This window comes from Comamonas sediminis, from assembly GCF_041107495.1.
GTDB classification, from domain to species: Bacteria; Pseudomonadota; Gammaproteobacteria; order Burkholderiales; family Burkholderiaceae_C; genus Comamonas; species Comamonas sediminis.
Genome location: NZ_JBGBDC010000008.1, coordinates 35,324 through 51,750 on the forward strand (window position 1 = coordinate 35,324; position 16,427 = coordinate 51,750).

The following is a 16,427-nucleotide window of genomic DNA, read 5'->3' on the forward strand; positions in this document are numbered from 1 at the left end:
CATCCGAGGTGCCAGCCCCTTACCAACCCACTTTGAAGGAATACATCAATGTCCATGGATACCGTTTTGCAGAAGGTCGCTACATTTGTGCCCGAATGCCTGGCTGCCGGCTATGTCGATGTGGCTACCGGCATGCTGCTGGCCATTCGCACGGTCGATTCGCACCCGCGCGAGGTGATCGACCTGGTGGCCGCGGCCACCGCCGACCTCTTCAACGGTCCCAATGTGTCGATGATCGAGCGCATGTTCAAGAAGTCGCGCGGTCTGCAGGACGATGGCCACCACTACTTCCAGGAAATCATCGTCAACAGCGACAACCTGATCCATATCTTCATGCGCGGCAAGGCCAACCCCGAGTATGTGGCCGTGCTGGTCTGCCGGCGCACCGCCAACCTGGGTATGGCGCTGACCAAGGCGCGCATCATCATGCCCGAGCTCGAAGCCTCTCTGTAATAAGATCGGGGGCATGGCCCAAGACACGATCACCATCTACCACAACGCTCGCTGCAGCAACTCACGCGGCGCGCTGGCGCTGATGGAGGCCCGCGGCATCGAGCCCCGGATTGTGGACTACCTGCGTGCGCCGCTGGACAGCGCGCAGCTCGCGGCGCTGATCGCGCAGCTGGGGCTGCCGGTGCGCGAGGTGATGCGCAGCAAGGAGGCCATTTATGAGGCGCTGGATCTGGGCCGTGCGGGCTTGAGCGATGCCGAACTGATTGCGCAGATCGCCGCCCATCCCGAGCTGCTCAACCGGCCCATCGTCGTGAGCGCCAAGGGCGCGCGTCTGTGCCGCCCGCCTGAGCGGGTGCTTGACCTGCTCTGATGGGCCCGGCCGCTTGCGCGCCCAGCCGCCGTCCCGCGCACGCTGACGGGCAGTAGGCCATGCTGCGCGTGACCGTCCTCTCAGGCCTGGGCCACACGATTGCAGTGGTGGTGGCGCTGCTGGTCTACACCTTGGTCACGCGTGCCGGGCACCAGCGCCGCCATCCCGCGTCCGCCATCGGCTGGGTGCTGGGCATGGTCACCTTTCCCTATCTCTTCCTGCCTCTTTTTCTGGTGTTCGGGCCGCGCAAGGCGGTGCGGCCGCCGGCGCATGCCGTTCTCCCCTCCACCGGCCAGCGCCGCAGTACGGTGCCCCCTCAGGTGCCGGGCTGGGCAGGCCAGTTGCTGGCCAGCATGGAGCTCGATCCGGCGCAGCCCAATGCGGAGGTGGTGTTCCATGAAGATGGCCTGCAGGCCTTGCAGCAGCTGCTGCAGTTGATCGAGCAGGCACAGCGCAGCCTGGATGTCTGCACCTATGTGTTTGCCGACGATGTCGTCGGGCGTCAGATCGGCACGGCGCTGCAGCAGGCTGCGCAGCGCGGGGTCAAGGTGCGGCTGCTGCTCGATGGCGTGGGCTGCTGGCGCCTGCTGCCCATGCGGCTGCGCCAGTTGCGGCGCTCGGGCGTGCTGGTGCGCCGCTTCATGGTGCCGATGCTCCAGCCGATACGCGGTGGCAGCAATCTGCGCAACCACCGCAAGCTCGCAGTGGCTGACGGCGTGCATGTCTGGAGCGGCGGGCGCAATCTGGCCGATGAGTACTTTCTGCCCAGCAGTGCCGGGCACCCGGCCTGGGTGGACCTGAGCTTCAACGTGCAAGGGGCCCTGGCCGGCGTGGTGGCCGCGCAGTTCGAGGCCGATTGGCGCGCGGCCAGAGGCCGGCGCCGCCCTATGTGGCTGTCGCCAGCGATGGCGCTGGGGGGTGGCGACCAGGGCTGGGCCCAGTGGCTGCCCAGCGGCCCCGACCATGCCGATGACACCTTGCATGCGCTCTACCTGGCCAGCGCCTTCCATGCGCAGACATCGATCACCTTGGTGAGCCCGTATTTTGTGCCCGATGACGCGCTGCTGGAGGCCTGGTGCCTGGCCTGCCGGCGCGGCGTGCAGCTGCGCGTGGTGGTGCCCCAGTGCTCCAACCACCGCCTGGCCGACTGGGCCCGTGAGCGCGCATTGCGGGCGCTGGTGCTTGCCGGTGCCCAGGTGTATTGCTCCCCCCATATGGTGCATGCGAAGGTGGTGGTGGTCGACGACCGCATGGCACTGTGCGGTTCGGCGAACCTCGACGGGCGCAGCCTGTTCTTGAACTACGAGGCGATGACCGCGTTCTACAGCGCCCGGGAGATCGCCTGGCTCCAGCATTGGTGCGGGCAGCAGATGGCCGAAAGCACGACCTATGCCTACCGTGCACCGGGGTGGTGGCGGGATGTCGGAGAGGGGCTGGTGCGGGGCGTTGCCTTCCAGCTGTGAAGCGCCGATCCGCAGCAGACCCCAAAAAAAGCCACCTGCAGGTGGCTAGTACCAGACCAAGAGGCCATCAGGCCCGGACCCGTTTGCGTGAACGCGCCAGGCCCCAGCCTGCCACCAGACCCGACATGCCCAGCAACGCCCAGATGCCGAGCACGGGAACCGCTTGGGGCGTTGCAGGTTGTGGCGGTGTGGTGGTCGTCTTGACCGGGCCGAAGGCCGCGCTGCACACCTCGGGACCCACCAGGGTGCCCCGGACGGCCACGGGAGTGACACAGTAGTACAGATAGGCTTTGTCATCGGCAGCCTGGGTGGTGTAGGTCACCGTGCCTGCGGCGCCCAGTGTGTTGCCCGACTGCATCACGGTGCCCTGGGCAGCCTGGGTCAGGCTGGCATTGTCACTGCGCACCCATTGGTAGCGGGTGCCGGTAGCGCTGCTGTCTTCGGGGTCGGATTCTGTATCGGCGTAGCCATAGGTCCCCGTCAGGGTCTGGCCGACGTCAGGCTGGCCGCTGACGGCAGGGGTGGCGGCCGGTGCATCATTGGGCAGGCAGGCATTGCTGCCCGAGATAGCCGCTGCGAAACCCATGTACGGATTTCCGCTTTTGACATAGACGGTCATGGTGTTTGCACCGGCCTGCCAGTCGGGCGAGGCCATGCTGGCGATGGTGAGCCAGCGGTTGGTGCCAAAACCGTTGTAGTTGAACTGGTTGGTGCTGCCTGCCTGCGGCAGGCCCCAGGTGCCCAGGCCCCGTGCCAGCTGCGATTTGCCGTTGATGAAGATATCGACCACCGAGTTGTCGGCGCTGTAGGTCATTGAAGGCGCAAAGCTGCCCAGCGATACTGCCGGGTCAATGTTGAATTGCACCTGGAACAGGGCATCGATATTGCCGAAGTTCGCGCCGTCGACATAGGGCTGGCCGCCCCAGGCATTGGCAGCGATCCATTGCGCCGTGCTGCTGGCCGCTGGCGTACTGGTCCAGCTCGACACGCGGCTGGTGACGATCGTGGCATCGCCAAAGCTGCGCCAGTTGGCCGGATCGCTGCCCGCATAGGCAGACAGGTACTGAAAGCGCCAACGGCTGTCGACCTGTGCGTTGCTGGTACTGGGCTGTCCAGTATTGAGTTGGGCCAGCGAGTTGGGGCTGCAATCGATCGTGACGGAGGTTTGGGCCTGGGCCAGGCTCCATACGCCCCAGCTGGCGGCAAGAAGGGCGCTGGCCGCCCAGTGGCGTGCCGGGTGTTTTTGTCGATGGGACATGGTCGATGTATTCAATAAATCAATTGAATTTTCATTATTTCAAATTCAATAGAAAAAATCTGTTGAGTACAGCGAAACATTTATAGCCGTTGAAAATTGTCCACAAAGCTGTGACATTTCCATGCGCCTGCGTCGCAGGCGAGATTGTTTTACGGGCTGAGATATCGATGAGGGCCAAGCTGGAAAGATGATGGCTGCCGGCACTCTCCGAGCAGACATCCTGCCGCGATTGACAAGTAAACCTGACATTGATAAAGTCAGGTTTACTTTACATTTTTGGAGACTTCACCGTGCACCTCGCGCTCTCTTCGCATCCGCCGTCCGCTTCGCTGCGCCGCTACCTGATCCGCACAGCGGTATGGATGGGCATTTATTGCGCCCTTCATCTGGGGGTCATCCTGGGTTGGTTCGACGCCATCCTCGGCACGCCCAGCGCCTGGTTGCTGGCACTGGCCGTCGCGGTGCCGATTGCAGCGCAGTTGCGCGCATCGCTGCTGTGGATCCAGGCGGCCGACGAATACCAGCGTGCGCAGGCCATCCGCAGTGTGGTGATGGCCTGTGGGCTGTTGCTGATGCTATGCACGGTCTGGGGCTTTGGCGAGAGCTATGCCGCCGCACCGCATTTGCCTGTCTGGCTGGTGGTGCCGCTGTTCTGGCTGGTGTGGGCGCTGGTGAGCGCAGTGATGCGGGTGCGGGGCTGATGGATAACCATCTGCGCGCCCTGCGTGCCACGGCCCAGTGGACGCAGGCAGATCTCGCTCAGCGTCTCGGTGTATCGCGCCAGGCGGTCAATGCGCTCGAGACGGGCAAGCACGATCCTTCACTCGATCTGGCCTACCGCATCAGTGTGGTGTTTGGCTTGCCGGTGGAGGCGATCTTTGCCAACCCCTACCGCAGCGACGGGTCCTGAATGCCCGTGGGCGGTTGCTTCCGGCGATCACTGAGGTGCGTCAACATCCGGTGCTTTCCCGCACATCATCAACATTGGCTGACAGGGATTTGTTTGCAATATTTCTGCTTTGGTATGAAGCTAGACAGCCTCTGAATAGCAGAGTCTGTTAGAGCGGATGGACCGCTGCCATCTGGCTGCCATGCTGGCGCCCGATACTTGCAGGTTCAGCCGCTTTCGCTTCGTTTGTCTTCGACGCTTTGTTTGAAAGGTATTCCATGGCCAAATCTGACCGCAGCACCAAAACGGATATCAAGGCGCGCCGCAAGGCGCCGCTGGTCACCCCCAGTGACCTCGATTCGGCGGCTACCAAGGACATCAGCGCGGCCCTCAACGGCGTGCTGGCCGATGTCTTTGCGCTCTACCTCAAGACCAAGAATTTCCACTGGCATATGAGCGGACCGCACTTCCGTGATTACCACCTGCTGCTCGACGAACAGGCTGACCAGCTCTATGCGATGACGGACGCCATTGCAGAGCGTATCCGCAAGGTCGGTGGCACGACCTTGCGTTCCATTGGCCATATCGCCCGCCTGCAGCGCATCAGCGACAACGACGCCGACTATGTCGAACCGCTGGACATGCTGGCGGAACTGCGCGAGGACAACCAGCAGATGGCCGCCCGGCTGCGCGAGGCCCACAACGTCACCGACGAGCACCGAGACATTGCGTCGTCGAGCCTTCTGGAAAACTGGATCGACGAAACCGAGCGCCGCACCTGGTTCCTGTTCGAATCGAGCCGCAACGCAGGGTAAGGGCTGGAGCGCCCGGTGCAGTGCGCACCGCGGCGCCTGTGCTCGCTTGCAAAGCCCCACCCCGCTGCGCGCGGCGGTGGGCCACAGAAGTTGCCGGCGCGCCTGTGGCCGGCGAGCTGGCGCTGCCTTTCAGCGCTGGCGGCGCTTGGGCAACCAGGCGAGTGGGGCCAGCAGCAACGACAGCAGGGCCAGGCCCCAGGGGGCCATCGCGGGTACCGCCACCGGCGTCGCGGCAGGAGGCACATAGGCCTGGCCCACGACCTCTCCTGATTCGATCAGACGCAGGTCGCCCGGGATGGTGCAACGTGCATCGGGGCAAACCGTGGAGAACGCCTTGCTGCGCAGTGCCAGGACGGGCTGCGCCATCGGATTGATCGGGATGGTGCCGCCCGCATCGGTCATCGGGCTTTGCAGGTCGATCAGCAGCACCTGCTTGCCGGTCATATCGCTGGTGTCCGGCGGTGCAAAAATAATGAACTGCGCAGGGTCGGGCGACGCTTCGGCACAGTTGGCGCCATCACAGGTACTGCTGAAGCTGGCTGCCGCAGAGCCATCCGGCACCGTGGTGGCAATGCCGATGCGGCTGTAGCTGCCGGTGGACGCGTCAAACACATAAGAGCCGCTGGCGGTGCCGCCATCCGCAAACCTGACATCGGTCAATGTCCATTGCACCAGTGCTGCATGGGAGGCTGAGGTAAAGCCAGCAAAGGCCAGGGCAAGGGCGCCTGCACATAGAAGTTTGCTCATCGTCATTTTCCAAAGGGGTTTGAATGCAAACAAATGTATCCCAATCTCCAGGTGCGCTGGCGCAATCGCGGCCGCTTGCGGTGCACTCCTGCTCTGGTGGTAGCCTGTCAGACGCGGCGCTCTTTGGATGCTTGCCATCGCGGAGCCGCTGCAATGGGCAAATATCTTGATACATTTGCTTTTGCTCCAAATTTTTTTGTGGTGAGTGTATGGATAACCAAGACAAAGTCACGATTCACACCCCTTTTGCCATCTCTCCGCGTGGCGCCGAAGTGCTGGCCACCGGCTGGAGTGTCAAAAAAGAGTTCATCGGCGAGCCGGTGCACGATGCCAACGGCCAGGAAATTGGCACGGTCGACGATGTGATCGTTGGCAGAGAAGACAACCTGATCTTTGCCATCGTTGGCATCGGCGGCTTCATGGGGCTGGGGACCTATGATGTTGCGATTGAGTTTTCCCGCTTCAAGCTCGGCAAATACGGACTGCTGCTCCCCGATGCCAGCAAGGAGACCCTGCAGGGCCTGCCCCAGTTTGTCTATCCGAAGGCCACCGTCTAAGCCCTGGCGCCCGCGCCCCCACCCGCTGTTCCACGCTGAGCGCCGTTGCTGTCCATCGCAGCTGCGGCGCTTTTGCCGAACTGGCCCGGACCCAGTGCGGCAGTGGTTGCGCTGCCGTCCATGCCCGGCAGGCCTGCCGCCTCGGAGCGGTATCCGTGAGGCCCTGGCACCGAGACATAAAAAAGCCACCCTGCGGTGGCTTGCCCGTTGACGGCGCTCGGCTGTCAGGCGCGGCGCTGGCGGCCGATTCCGAGCCATGCGATCAGCGGTGTCAGTCCGAGCAGCGCCCACAGGCCCAGACCTGGCACCGGCGTAGGGGCCTGCTGCACCACACGGGCGGTGACAGGTCCCACCGGGCTGGTGCAGACCTCTGCACCAGGACTGGCGCCGGTTTGGGCGGCCGGCTTGACGCAGAAGAACACGTACTGGTTCAGATCCGTGGCTTGCAAGGTGTAGCTGACCGTCTGGCCCGCACCACCGGTTGTGCCACTGGCGACGACGGTGCCTTCGCTGGCGCTTGCGATGCTGGGGTTGGGACTGGTGACAAACTGGTAGCTGGTGCCGGTGCCGCTGGGGTCTTCGACATCGCCATTGTTGTCGGTATAGGTATAGCTGCCGGTGACGGTGGAGCCGACCTGGGGCGTGCCGGTGATGGCGGGCTCGGCCACCGGCACGGTATTGGGGGGGGGGCGCTCGATGAGGGCCACCATGTGCTGGTAGACAGGATCCAGGTTGCGGAACAGGTCCATCGTGTAGGTGGTGGAGCGGTAGGACGTGCGCAGTGTGGGCAGGTTGGCCTTCATCGCGTCGTACAAGGTGGTGTAGGCGGTGACGAATGCCGCCTGGTCCGTGCCACCATAATCAATGACGTTTTCCAACGCGGGGCGCGAGGAACCTGTGCTGGTATTGATACTGGCGGCGCTGCCGTCATAATCATTACCGATTTCCCACAAGGCATACTGCAGTGCGCGCCGCTGCTCAATAGTGCCTGTTTTGTAGAAAGTCAGATAATACTGGTCGAGCAGCCAATAGATGGCCGCTTCCCCTGCCGCACCCGATGGGCCCCGGATCGCCGTCGCCCCCGCTTCCGTCTCAAACTGCGCTTTGGGTGTACTGTAGGTAAAAGGCGGGTTCGTGCGGTGATCAATACAAATCAGCAGCACTTCGTCATCGCTATAAAGTGGTCCATCGGGATCATAAGCCAGCGATGTAGAGGTGCCTGAATAGATTCCGCTTCCGGCGTAAGTCACCGGGCCGGATATGGCCGCGGCGCTGGACAAGCCGGGCACGGCCATTGCAAGCATGGCGGCAAGGGTCAGAATCTGTGTTCGCATCGTACTTTCCATTTGCTGTACTGAGGCACCGCTCCGCCTCCGTTGGAGTGCTGAACCGTCTCCCATTGCCGTGGATCTGCGGATCACCGCCGTCCCGGGACAAGCTCGCTAACACAGGCACAGGTGGTCGGACCTGGATAACGGCCGCGAGCCGGGTGATACCCAGGCAGGTGGAGAGGTATGCAGAAAATATACAGCGTGTCTAAATGTTCAATACTTTGGTTTTTTGCAAAGATATTTGCTTTTATGCAAATGTGTTGGGTGATTTTCCAGAATCGAGGCGGGTGTTTATATTGTTGACATTTGCCGCAAAAACCAAAGTAGCGGATGGATAGTCAGTAGCAACTACCAATGCATGGTCTTAGTTTTTGATGATTATTTCAGCACTTGGCAGCAAGCTGGTAAATAGTGTGGTGCGCAAGCTTTTTGGCGGTGGCAGGTGGCTGATTTTCTCGGCTGTCCGGTGGTTCCATCGGAAGGAGGTGTCATCGATGCATTGGCTATCGATGTTTGAAGTGCCATGGATGGAGACCGAGGGAATATCTTTATGGTGTCTTCCGGTATTCACGCGGCGCTGTTGAGGCTTCGTGGGGACCATTATTGAACCTCCGAAACGATGATGTGATGCGTTGGGCGATGTTGCGGCGAGGGCTGAAACAGCGATTGCAGGCTTTAAAAAGAAAATAAAGCTATTTTGAATTGTAGTTTTGCAGGATGGCGGCCTCGGCCCCCAGGTCATGCCGTGCAGCCCTGCACGGAGAGCGGTAGGCATGCGGCGGCCTGGTGCAGGGCCATGGGGGGTAGCCGCAGCCTCGAATTGGGGCAGATCTACGGCGAAGACGCAGGTGGCTGCACTGCCGCTTGCGTGCTGGCAGGCTCCGCTGGCCGTACCTGTGCCAGCATGTAGTTCGCCAAGGTTTCATACAGCGGTCGGGCGATCATCCGCGAGACCAGACTGGCCAGCATCGCGGCCGCCATCAGGCTCAGCACCATCGAGTGCCCATCTACCATTTCCATCACGATGATGAAGGCGGTGAGAGGCGCTTGGGTGACGGCAGCGAGGAAGGCAGCCATGCCCATCGCGATCAATGCGGGTGCAATATCGCTGCCCATCATCAGCGACACGTTGTGACCGACACCCGCGCCAATGGACAAGGACGGCGCAAAAATTCCGCCCGGCACACCCACCCAGGCAGACAGCCAGGTCGCGATGAATTTGAGCGTCACGTAGAGCGTCGGCATTTCCGCTTCGCCAGCGAGCATGTGCTTCACTTCCTCAGAACCGGCACCGAAAGTGGCGCCGCTGGTGACCAGGCCGATGACCGCGATCAGCAGACCCCCCGCTGCTGCAAAGCGGATAGGGTATTGCGCGCGAATGCGGTTCAGGCGCTCTGGTGCTCCTGTCAGTGATGCGGCCATCAGTTTGGCAAACAGACCCCCCAGCGCGCCGCAACTCAAGGCCACACAGATGCCAGGTAGCAGCGCGTGCCAATCCAGGCTCGGCACCTGGATGCGCCCGAAGTAATTCAGGTTGCCAAAGGCTGACACCCCCATGAGACCGGCGAGCACGATCGCCGCAATGATCAACCCGCTGGCGCGCGACTCCAGCTTGCGGGACAGCTCTTCAATTGCAAACACGATCCCCGCCAGTGGCGCGTTGAAGGCCGCCGCAATACCCGCTGCGCCGCCCGCCACCAGTAGCGCATGGCCGGTGATGCCCGAGCGCGGACCGAACCAGCGCTTGGCGTGGTGCATGACACCCGCGGCCACCTGAACCGATGGCCCTTCGCGGCCGATGGACAGCCCGGCCAGAAACCCGAAGCCTGCCAGCGTTATCTTGGACGCGGACAACCACAGCGACACGAAGCGACTGCGCTCTTGGTCATGGAGCGCCGTCTCTTGTGCAGCCATGACCTGAGGAATCCCCGAGCCCGCAGCCCCCGGGGCCCAGCGCCGTGTGGCCCAGACGATCGCTGCCGTCAGGCAGGGGGTCCAGAGCAGCACGGCCCAGCCACCTTGCCAGTGGTAGATGTGCATGAACCAGTCAAACGCCTTCTCGGCCACCATCGTGAAACCCACGACGCACAAACCCGCAGCGGCGGCATAGGCCAGCACAATGCCACGCTCCACCCAGCGCCATCCCTCCCCGAATTCTTGTCTCAGGTTCTGTACGAAATCGGGTTCTTGCTGCATTGCGCCCTCGTGGAGTGAGGCGTTCAGTCTAGTCAGTTTGGAGGGGATGGGCCATTGCCATCGCTGCGCGCGACCATAAAGCTCAGGCTTTTGTAGCGGAGGCCCATGGTTGAGAACGGAACCTGCCGCGCTACACAGGCTGTGGTGAACCGACCGGACATTGCGGCAGGGATGAAGGCCCCACAACGCGCGAGCAGGCGCCGTGCGCTCGTACTGGAGGTGGGGCAATCCAGGCACAAGGCAGGGCACTACCTGGCCATCTCGCTCTATGCGTGTCAGCGCTTTTTCGAGATCTCGGCGGTCATGTACTCGTTGAGGTCGCGCAAATCCTTCACCCGCCATGTAAACGCTGGCAGCTTGACGCCGTTCTCGCGCAGGGTTCTGGGAATCAAATCGCCATTGGGCCTCAGCACCACCGATGAGACGATGACGCCAGGGTAGTCATTCAAGCGCCTCTTGAACGCGGCGGTCGTGAGGTCGGGGGTAGGCGGGTTGCTTTTGTTCGCCAAAGGCCCTGTGCCTTTGATATCGGCGCCATGGCACATGGCGCAGCGCTGCACAAAGATATTTTTGCCATTGCTGTTCTCTGCCTGTGACCAGGGCGTGTGTGCCAGCAGCAGAAGACCGAGCGAGACGAAGACGGATTTTTTCATCGGGTGTTATGGAAATTTTTAGCCGCGTTATTTTGTGGCAAGGCACGGGCTTTCTGCTGCTATTTGCAGATGCCGGAGCTGTTTTTTGGGGCTCAGGCCTGTGAAGCCTGCATGGGGTAGAAGTGCTGGCAATCGCGCCAGTCCTGCACCGGCTGGTCGTCCAGATAAGCCGTTGGTTTTGGCAGAAATCCGCAAAAGCACTGGGTAATCCCAAGCTCATCGGCGGTGTTCTGACAATAATCAGCGCCACCGGAACTCCAAAGGTACAACACTGCCCCTTCCTGGTGAAGACGGCGCACCTGTTCCAGCACTGAAGGCATCGGAATTCTTTTGGATCCGACGGTGCGCACCAAGGTGTCGTCAACATCAATGAATATTATTTTCTTCTGCATATCTTCAAGGCACCCAAGCGTTGATTGAGCCTGCATCCTAGACCAAGGATGGGGCGCCAGATAGACCTTTTTACCGCTGCTTGCGTCCGCAGGATATCGGCCAGATTGGTGCGCTATCCAAGGTTTGCGCTTGGCGATGCCATCTTGATAAAGCCACTGGGCACCCTGCCCAAGCGCTTGCGGAACATGGTTGAAAAGGCACTGGGGCTGTCATAACCCAGGTCCAGCGCCACCTGCGTGACCGACTGCCCGCCCGACAGCCTGGGGAGGGCCGCGAGCAAACAGGCCTGCTGCCGCCAGGCGCCAAAGCTCATGCCGGTTTGCTGGCGAAAGAAGCGGTTGAAGCTGCGCAGGCTTTTGTGCAGTTGTTCGGCCCAGTCCTCCGGCGCGTCCTGCAGCTGTGGCGCCTTCAGGAACGCCTTGCACAACGCTGCCAGCGTCGCGTCCTGCGGGATGGGCGCAAACAAGGGCATGGTCTGGGCCAGGCGCACTTCATGCAGCAGCAATTGCGCCAGCGCACCGTCGCGGCCTTGTTCGTCGTAGAACGCGGGCAGCGCGATGGATGCCAGCAGCAGCTGGTGCAGCAGCGGGCTGACCACGAGCGCTTCGCAGTGCTCGCCTTCGCGCGGCGCGGCTGCGGGCTCTATATACAAACTGCGCGTGCTGACGCCTTGCATGCGCACCCTGTGCCGTTTACCTGCCGGAATCCACACCCCGCTGAACGGCGGAATGACCCAGGCGCCATCGTCGGTCTCCACCTCCATCAAACCGCTCATGCCGTACAGCACCTGCGCACGGCGGTGGGTGTGGGTGTCCAGCAAGGTGCCGGGGCGGTAATCGGTGCTGATGGCCAGCAGAGGGCGGGGCACGGTGTCCACCGCATCGAGGGCAATGTTGTGCATCCCGGCATCTTGGCCTAAAGGCGAGGATGTTTGGCTATTTGTTGAAGGTCAGCCGCTGCATATTTTTCTATCGTGGCGCTTTGCAACCTTGGAACTGCGCTTCTCATGTATTTGCTGCTGCTGTGTTTTGGTGTTCTTGCCGGTGTGACCACCGTGCTGTTTGGTTTTGGCGGAGGCTTTGTGGTCGTGCCGCTGCTGTACGCGGTGCTGCTAGGGGTCTACGGTGCCGATAGCGAGATGGGGCGCGCTGCGATGCATATCGCGGTCGCCACCTCTACCTGCGTGATGATCTTTGGCGCGGGCATGGCCAGCTGGCGCCACCACCAGGCCGGAACCCTGCCCTGGCGCCAGGTGCGGCCGCTGCTGGGCTATGTCGCGGTAGGCGCGATACCCGGCGCAATCGCTGCGCTGATGCTGAGCGGCAGCTGGATCCGCTGGGCCTTTATCGTCTATCTGGGCTTGACGATTCTGGACAGCCTGCTGCGCTCTGGCTTTACCCAAAGCCATCGCAGCGAGATGCGCGCCATGGCCCAACCCGCTGCGGCTGCGGCAGGCCTGTCGATAGGCGCTATTGCCGCCTTTCTGGGCGTGGGCGGCAGTGTGATGACGGTGCCGCTGATGCGGCGGCGCGGCGCGAGCATGACAGCGGCGACAGCGGCAGCCAACCCGCTGTCATTGCCGATGGCGATCGCAGGCACCGCCACCTATGCGCTGATGGCCTGGAACACCGCGTCTCTGGGCGCCTGGCATCTGGGCTTTATCGATCTGCGCGCTTGCGCCGTGCTGGTGCTCGGGTCCTGGTTCGGTATCCACCTGGCCTCCCGGTGGATTGGGAAGATCCCCGATGGCCTCCATGCCAAGGTCTATATTGCATTGCTGTGCGGGGTCTTGCTGGCCATGCTGCTGAGCTAGCAGTGAGCGACGGGCGCCCCGAGGAACAATCGCTGCGGCTTGGACGGTGCGGGATGCCTCGTTGCACGCTGGGTGGCAGCATACCTGGGAGGTCAGATGGGGTTTTCTGGATTGGTGCCAGAGTTGGTGGTGACGGACATCAACGCCAGTCTTCAGTTTTGGTGTGGTGTTGTGGGGTTTACTGTGTGGTATGACCGCCCGGAAGAACACTTTGCCTACCTTAGCTTGGGGGAGGCGCAGATCATGCTGGAGCAGCATTGCCCGGGCGACCGCAGCTTTGTCAATGGTGCGCTAGCGCAACCCTTTGGCCGTGGCATCAATTTCCAGTTGGCGGTGCCATCGGTGGACGAGATCGCCGACCGCTGCGCCCGGCAGGGCATTGCGCTCTTCTGGCAGATGGAGGAGCGCTGGTACCGGCAGGGGAATCATGAGGTGGGGCGGCGGCAAATGATCGTCGCAGATCCGGATGGTTATCTGGTGCGTTGCATGCAGCCGCTGGGTACCCGCTCCAAGCGCCTGCCGGCGCCTTCATAGTTTTGCTGCCCAGATGTGCTCTCTTGGCACACAAGCGGGCTCAGCTGAACTGGTCGGTGTAGTAGCGCGCGGCGCAGCAAGAACAGGCAAACAGAGACACTTGTTGACCGTCACGCAGCGCCAGGCATTGCACGCGCTGTTCGACATCGGTGGCCATCGCCGCCCATGGTGCTCAAGTTGGCGGCAGGTCTGAACCTGGCTGACAGCGACCAGGCCTGCAGCCAACAGGCCAAGTGGACGATTCAACGGCCTGAGGCTGATGAAGGGTCGGTAGTGCCGATCTCACCCCATGCAGAGCGACCCTTCTAAATACGAGGGTCAAGCCGATCAAAAAATTTACAAAAAATGCGACAAAAAACAGTTGTTAACAAATGTACAAAATATTACACTTGTAGTTTATTTAAATTTGTCGCGAAGGCGCGCTTATGTATTTCTATCAACGTGCAGCATTTCTCGTTTTTTCAGGGTTGTGCATGGCTACAGTGAATGCTGCCCCTGCCACCTACCATCCGGTGGGCGTGCAGCAAAACGTTGCCGTGCAAACGGTAACGGACGGCGGGTGGACGGAATGTTACAAAGAGACATTCGACAAAATTGGGAAATCCATCGAAGAAATATCCACCGCTTGTGGTGGCACGCAATTGATGATGGCCTGTAGCCCCACCGGAGATACCAACCTGCAACTGTTGGCCCAAGCTCCCAAAGCCGACGTGATGACGGATACCGGTCAAGATGACAGGGTTACCACTCACACAGCCAATGGAGTTTCATGGTATTTCAATCCGGGTCGTTCTTGGGGCTTTGCAGCGGAGGGGCAGGCCGTCGCTAAATCCACTTGCGATGTGCAAGATAGGTCAGGTGCAGGCAGTGAAACCCGCATGTGCATTCATACCGGTGGAGGCTCATTGAGCTCGGGCTACAGATGCGGCGCTGCCATGCTCAACGGCATGGCAACTTTTGAGCGTATCTTCTACACCGCCAACGCGGCTCCCACGGCCGCCAAGCCAGACCCTGTTTCCTCTGTGGGTGTTTCAAATGTGGGGGATCAATCGCTGACCGTCAACTGGACAGCTCCGAGCGAGAATGGTTCGGCGATTACCAAGTACACCGTGACGGGCGTTCCTGGCGGATCCTGTGTCAGCGAGGTTGTTCCCCCTGCGACCACGCCCGAAACAAGCTGCACCGTCACTGGTCTCACCAACGGCACCCCCTACCAGTTTACGGTGGTGGCCACTAACGCCAATGGCGACAGCACTCCCTCGCCTGAAAGTGCTGAAGCTGTGCCCAGCGCCGACCTGAGCTTTGCTGGTGGCGGCTCTGGCATCACGCTCGCTGGCGGCGTCGTTGCAGCCGCTTATTCCCAGGCTTTGCAGGTAACGGGCGGCCTGCCACCCTATACCTTCTCTGTGAATGGCGAATTGCCGCCTGGCCTGGCTCTCGACACTGCCACCGGCGTGATCGCCGGAACGCCAACGACGCCGGGCACATACAGCTTCTCGGTCATGGCGATGGACAGCGCGGTGCAACCAACGCTGGCAGAAAAAGCCGTCCATGTCGCTGAGCAGACCTTCACGATCGTGATCACTGCAGCACCAGTGGTCCAAGTCCCCGCTACACCCGTACCTGCACTGGGCGGCATGGGTTTGTTGCTACTCTCCGGAGTGGTTGCGGGCTCAATGGGCGTGATGCGCCGACGCAAATCGGTCTGATTCAGAAGCCCTCTTCGGAGGGCTTTTTTGCTTATCTTTGAATATCTGCCGCGTGACGGCAGAAGAAATGCATGCAGCAAGAGCCTCGCGGTGGTGGCGTACCTTGGAGGCTATCCTTGGCGACGAGAGGCCGGATTCATTGCCTGGGGCGCTCAGCTGAACATTGAGCGCCGGCTAAGCGCAGTGATGACAGCGGCCCATCTGCAGCCAGATCATGGTCCCCCCGACAGGAATCGAACCTGTATCTAGCGCTTAGGAGGCACTCGTTCTATCCATTGAACTACGGAGAGGGACAGCGGCCTATTGTAGAGGACTTGCCGAGCCTCGCAGCCAATCTGGCGGGGGACTGCATCCGATGCGTTGATCCGCACACAGGATGCCGCTCAGCGCAGGTGTCTGCCTGGGCTGTAAAAAGTCGCGACTCCAGGCAAACTCCTGCTGAAGCGCAAAATTTCACAGCATGTTTCCTTTTCCTTCCACCCCACTCCCCCCATTGGCGGCGCTCCATGACCGCTGGCAACCCATCGGTTCCCTGCAAGCGATTTACGTCAGAGCCGGCAAGGCGCCTGAGCCGCGATCGGTGGCGGAGGCCCAGGCGATCGGCGGCTATGGCCTGGCAGAGGATCGCCATGCGTCCCTTCTGTCTCCCCGGCAACTGCTGATTGCAGACAACGGTGCCTACCGGCGCTGGGATTTAGCGGACGGCACTCTTAGGGAGAATCTGCGGGTGGACTTCCCGGTCCGGGGACTTGCTTCCGGTGATCTGCTGCGGATTGGGAGCGACGTGGTGCTTTGGATCACGTTTGTCTGTGAACCCTGCAGGCTGCTGGAGCGCAGGGCGCCGGGGATCGTTGCGAATATCGGCCGAGACCGAGGCATGCTTGCCCGCGTGCTGCGAGGCGGAACCATCCGCCGTGGCGCAGCGATAGCGGTATGCCGCGCGATAGCGCCTGCGTTCAGCGACCAGTGGCAGCAGAGGGTCCAGCAGGTGGCCTGCGCGGTGCCCGGGGGCGCCTGGATCAGCTATCGGCAGCTGGCCGAGATGGCCGGCGTGCAAACGGCCTATTGCAGAGCTTTCCCCAGGGTGCTGGCGCAGTTGCCAGCGAGCGTGGCCGCAAGGGTGCGGAGCCAGCGCAGTGCGGTGGCTGAGGCGCCCTGGTCCGGTGCTGGATTCTTTGGCATGGCCCAGGATTGACGCCTGCATTGCCTGAGAAACGGCAACTGCAACCCCCGCTTCCCACTGACA

19 protein-coding genes and 1 tRNA gene are annotated in these 16,427 nt (G+C 61.6%); 11 read left to right on the plus strand and 9 right to left on the minus strand.

Annotated elements, in window-relative coordinates; all coding sequences use genetic code 11:
- Window positions 1-48 precede the first annotated feature (48 nt).
- Genes AB7A72_RS17940 through AB7A72_RS17950 form a run of 3 tightly spaced genes read left to right on the plus strand, consistent with a single transcriptional unit; the run spans window position 49 to window position 2,286 of the window.
- Window positions 49-453 (plus strand): roadblock/LC7 domain-containing protein, encoded by a 405-nt coding sequence (locus AB7A72_RS17940; RefSeq protein ID WP_133855284.1) that lies wholly within the window; start codon window positions 49-51, stop codon window positions 451-453.
- A gap of 13 nt (window positions 454-466) precedes the next feature.
- Entirely contained in the window at window positions 467-823 is a 357-nt protein-coding gene (gene arsC / locus AB7A72_RS17945) for an arsenate reductase (glutaredoxin) (RefSeq protein ID WP_239809310.1), read from the plus strand.
- A gap of 59 nt (window positions 824-882) precedes the next feature.
- The gene (locus tag AB7A72_RS17950) at window positions 883-2,286 is read left to right on the plus strand and encodes a phospholipase D-like domain-containing protein (RefSeq protein ID WP_369460735.1); all 1,404 of its coding nucleotides are present in this window, start codon (window positions 883-885) and stop codon (window positions 2,284-2,286) included.
- Between the two features lie 67 nt (window positions 2,287-2,353).
- Here AB7A72_RS17950 and AB7A72_RS17955 read toward each other — a convergent pair whose 3' ends face one another.
- Entirely contained in the window at window positions 2,354-3,544 is a 1,191-nt protein-coding gene (locus AB7A72_RS17955; protein WP_369460736.1) for an IPTL-CTERM sorting domain-containing protein, read from the minus strand.
- 290 nt (window positions 3,545-3,834) lie between these two features.
- Here AB7A72_RS17955 and AB7A72_RS17960 point away from each other — a divergent pair, with 290 nt between their 5' ends.
- The 3 genes from AB7A72_RS17960 to AB7A72_RS17970 all read left to right on the plus strand — a co-directional run bounded on the left by AB7A72_RS17960 (window position 3,835) and on the right by AB7A72_RS17970 (window position 5,248).
- Window positions 3,835-4,245, plus strand: a complete 411-nt coding sequence (locus tag AB7A72_RS17960) for a hypothetical protein (RefSeq protein ID WP_369460737.1) — start codon at window positions 3,835-3,837, stop codon at window positions 4,243-4,245.
- Window positions 4,245-4,454 (plus strand): helix-turn-helix transcriptional regulator, encoded by a 210-nt coding sequence (locus AB7A72_RS17965; RefSeq protein WP_369460738.1) that lies wholly within the window; start codon window positions 4,245-4,247, stop codon window positions 4,452-4,454. The genes AB7A72_RS17960 and AB7A72_RS17965 overlap by 1 nt, the downstream gene beginning before the upstream one ends.
- Before the next feature lie 257 nt (window positions 4,455-4,711).
- Window positions 4,712-5,248 carry a Dps family protein gene (locus tag AB7A72_RS17970; protein ID WP_239809305.1) on the plus strand — a complete coding sequence of 179 codons (537 nt, stop codon included), beginning with the start codon at window positions 4,712-4,714 and terminating at the stop codon, window positions 5,246-5,248.
- A gap of 129 nt (window positions 5,249-5,377) precedes the next feature.
- Here the strand turns inward: AB7A72_RS17970 and AB7A72_RS17975 are convergent, their stop codons facing one another.
- Window positions 5,378-5,995 (minus strand): hypothetical protein, encoded by a 618-nt coding sequence (locus tag AB7A72_RS17975; protein ID WP_369460739.1) that lies wholly within the window; start codon window positions 5,993-5,995, stop codon window positions 5,378-5,380.
- A gap of 209 nt (window positions 5,996-6,204) precedes the next feature.
- On the opposite strand from AB7A72_RS17975, the gene AB7A72_RS17980 reads away from it, so the two are divergent.
- Window positions 6,205-6,552, plus strand: a complete 348-nt coding sequence (locus AB7A72_RS17980) for a PRC-barrel domain-containing protein (protein WP_312527522.1) — start codon at window positions 6,205-6,207, stop codon at window positions 6,550-6,552.
- A gap of 224 nt (window positions 6,553-6,776) precedes the next feature.
- Here AB7A72_RS17980 and AB7A72_RS17985 read toward each other — a convergent pair whose 3' ends face one another.
- From AB7A72_RS17985 to AB7A72_RS18010, 6 genes are all read right to left on the minus strand, one after another.
- Window positions 6,777-7,886 carry a hypothetical protein gene (locus AB7A72_RS17985; protein ID WP_369460740.1) on the minus strand — a complete coding sequence of 370 codons (1,110 nt, stop codon included), beginning with the start codon at window positions 7,884-7,886 and terminating at the stop codon, window positions 6,777-6,779.
- A 361-nt stretch (window positions 7,887-8,247) separates the two neighbouring features.
- Entirely contained in the window at window positions 8,248-8,658 is a 411-nt protein-coding gene (locus tag AB7A72_RS17990) for a hypothetical protein (protein WP_369460741.1), read from the minus strand.
- A 56-nt stretch (window positions 8,659-8,714) separates the two neighbouring features.
- Entirely contained in the window at window positions 8,715-10,079 is a 1,365-nt protein-coding gene (locus AB7A72_RS17995) for a chloride channel protein (protein WP_312412585.1), read from the minus strand.
- 275 nt (window positions 10,080-10,354) lie between these two features.
- Entirely contained in the window at window positions 10,355-10,732 is a 378-nt protein-coding gene (locus AB7A72_RS18000) for a c-type cytochrome (protein ID WP_369460742.1), read from the minus strand.
- A gap of 92 nt (window positions 10,733-10,824) precedes the next feature.
- A complete protein-coding gene (locus AB7A72_RS18005; protein WP_369460743.1) occupies window positions 10,825-11,124 on the minus strand; it encodes a DUF705 domain-containing protein in 300 nt (99 codons plus the stop codon).
- Between the two features lie 113 nt (window positions 11,125-11,237).
- A complete protein-coding gene (locus AB7A72_RS18010; RefSeq protein ID WP_369460744.1) occupies window positions 11,238-12,026 on the minus strand; it encodes an AraC family transcriptional regulator in 789 nt (262 codons plus the stop codon).
- 105 nt (window positions 12,027-12,131) lie between these two features.
- On the opposite strand from AB7A72_RS18010, the gene AB7A72_RS18015 reads away from it, so the two are divergent.
- The 3 genes from AB7A72_RS18015 to AB7A72_RS18025 all read left to right on the plus strand — a co-directional run bounded on the left by AB7A72_RS18015 (window position 12,132) and on the right by AB7A72_RS18025 (window position 15,181).
- Window positions 12,132-12,938, plus strand: coding sequence for a sulfite exporter TauE/SafE family protein (locus AB7A72_RS18015; RefSeq protein ID WP_369460745.1), 807 nt, complete (start codon window positions 12,132-12,134; stop codon window positions 12,936-12,938).
- Between the two features lie 96 nt (window positions 12,939-13,034).
- The gene (locus tag AB7A72_RS18020) at window positions 13,035-13,472 is read left to right on the plus strand and encodes a bleomycin resistance protein (RefSeq protein ID WP_369460746.1); all 438 of its coding nucleotides are present in this window, start codon (window positions 13,035-13,037) and stop codon (window positions 13,470-13,472) included.
- A gap of 425 nt (window positions 13,473-13,897) precedes the next feature.
- On the plus strand, window positions 13,898-15,181 hold the full coding sequence (locus AB7A72_RS18025; RefSeq protein ID WP_369460747.1) for a fibronectin type III domain-containing protein: 1,284 nt from the start codon (window positions 13,898-13,900) through the stop codon (window positions 15,179-15,181).
- 215 nt (window positions 15,182-15,396) lie between these two features.
- Here the strand turns inward: AB7A72_RS18025 and AB7A72_RS18030 are convergent.
- A tRNA-Arg gene (locus tag AB7A72_RS18030) sits at window positions 15,397-15,471 on the minus strand.
- A 170-nt stretch (window positions 15,472-15,641) separates the two neighbouring features.
- On the opposite strand from AB7A72_RS18030, the gene AB7A72_RS18035 reads away from it, so the two are divergent.
- A complete protein-coding gene (locus AB7A72_RS18035; protein ID WP_369460748.1) occupies window positions 15,642-16,376 on the plus strand; it encodes an MOSC domain-containing protein in 735 nt (244 codons plus the stop codon).
- The last annotated feature ends 51 nt before the right edge of the window (window positions 16,377-16,427 follow it).

Bases quoted from the DNA above. Each gene is read 5' to 3' on its own strand.
- AB7A72_RS17970 (WP_239809305.1), top strand. From the start codon at position 4,712: ATGGCCAAATCTGACCGCAGCACCAAAACGGATATCAAGGCGCGCCGC.
- AB7A72_RS17965 (WP_369460738.1), top strand. From the start codon at position 4,245: ATGGATAACCATCTGCGCGCCCTGCGTGCCACGGCCCAGTGGACGCAG.
- AB7A72_RS18015 (WP_369460745.1), top strand. From the start codon at position 12,132: ATGTATTTGCTGCTGCTGTGTTTTGGTGTTCTTGCCGGTGTGACCACC.
- AB7A72_RS17950 (WP_369460735.1), top strand. From the start codon at position 883: ATGCTGCGCGTGACCGTCCTCTCAGGCCTGGGCCACACGATTGCAGTG.
- AB7A72_RS17975 (WP_369460739.1), bottom strand. From the start codon at position 5,995: ATGAGCAAACTTCTATGTGCAGGCGCCCTTGCCCTGGCCTTTGCTGGC.
- arsC (WP_239809310.1), top strand. From the start codon at position 467: ATGGCCCAAGACACGATCACCATCTACCACAACGCTCGCTGCAGCAAC.
- AB7A72_RS18005 (WP_369460743.1), bottom strand. From the start codon at position 11,124: ATGCAGAAGAAAATAATATTCATTGATGTTGACGACACCTTGGTGCGC.
- AB7A72_RS17985 (WP_369460740.1), bottom strand. From the start codon at position 7,886: ATGCGAACACAGATTCTGACCCTTGCCGCCATGCTTGCAATGGCCGTG.
- AB7A72_RS18000 (WP_369460742.1), bottom strand. From the start codon at position 10,732: ATGAAAAAATCCGTCTTCGTCTCGCTCGGTCTTCTGCTGCTGGCACAC.
- AB7A72_RS18020 (WP_369460746.1), top strand. From the start codon at position 13,035: ATGGGGTTTTCTGGATTGGTGCCAGAGTTGGTGGTGACGGACATCAAC.
- AB7A72_RS18035 (WP_369460748.1), top strand. From the start codon at position 15,642: ATGTTTCCTTTTCCTTCCACCCCACTCCCCCCATTGGCGGCGCTCCAT.
- AB7A72_RS17990 (WP_369460741.1), bottom strand. From the start codon at position 8,658: ATGCCTACCGCTCTCCGTGCAGGGCTGCACGGCATGACCTGGGGGCCG.
- AB7A72_RS17955 (WP_369460736.1), bottom strand. From the start codon at position 3,544: ATGTCCCATCGACAAAAACACCCGGCACGCCACTGGGCGGCCAGCGCC.
- AB7A72_RS17995 (WP_312412585.1), bottom strand. From the start codon at position 10,079: ATGCAGCAAGAACCCGATTTCGTACAGAACCTGAGACAAGAATTCGGG.
- AB7A72_RS17940 (WP_133855284.1), top strand. From the start codon at position 49: ATGTCCATGGATACCGTTTTGCAGAAGGTCGCTACATTTGTGCCCGAA.
- AB7A72_RS17980 (WP_312527522.1), top strand. From the start codon at position 6,205: ATGGATAACCAAGACAAAGTCACGATTCACACCCCTTTTGCCATCTCT.
- AB7A72_RS18010 (WP_369460744.1), bottom strand. From the start codon at position 12,026: ATGCACAACATTGCCCTCGATGCGGTGGACACCGTGCCCCGCCCTCTG.
- AB7A72_RS18025 (WP_369460747.1), top strand. From the start codon at position 13,898: ATGTATTTCTATCAACGTGCAGCATTTCTCGTTTTTTCAGGGTTGTGC.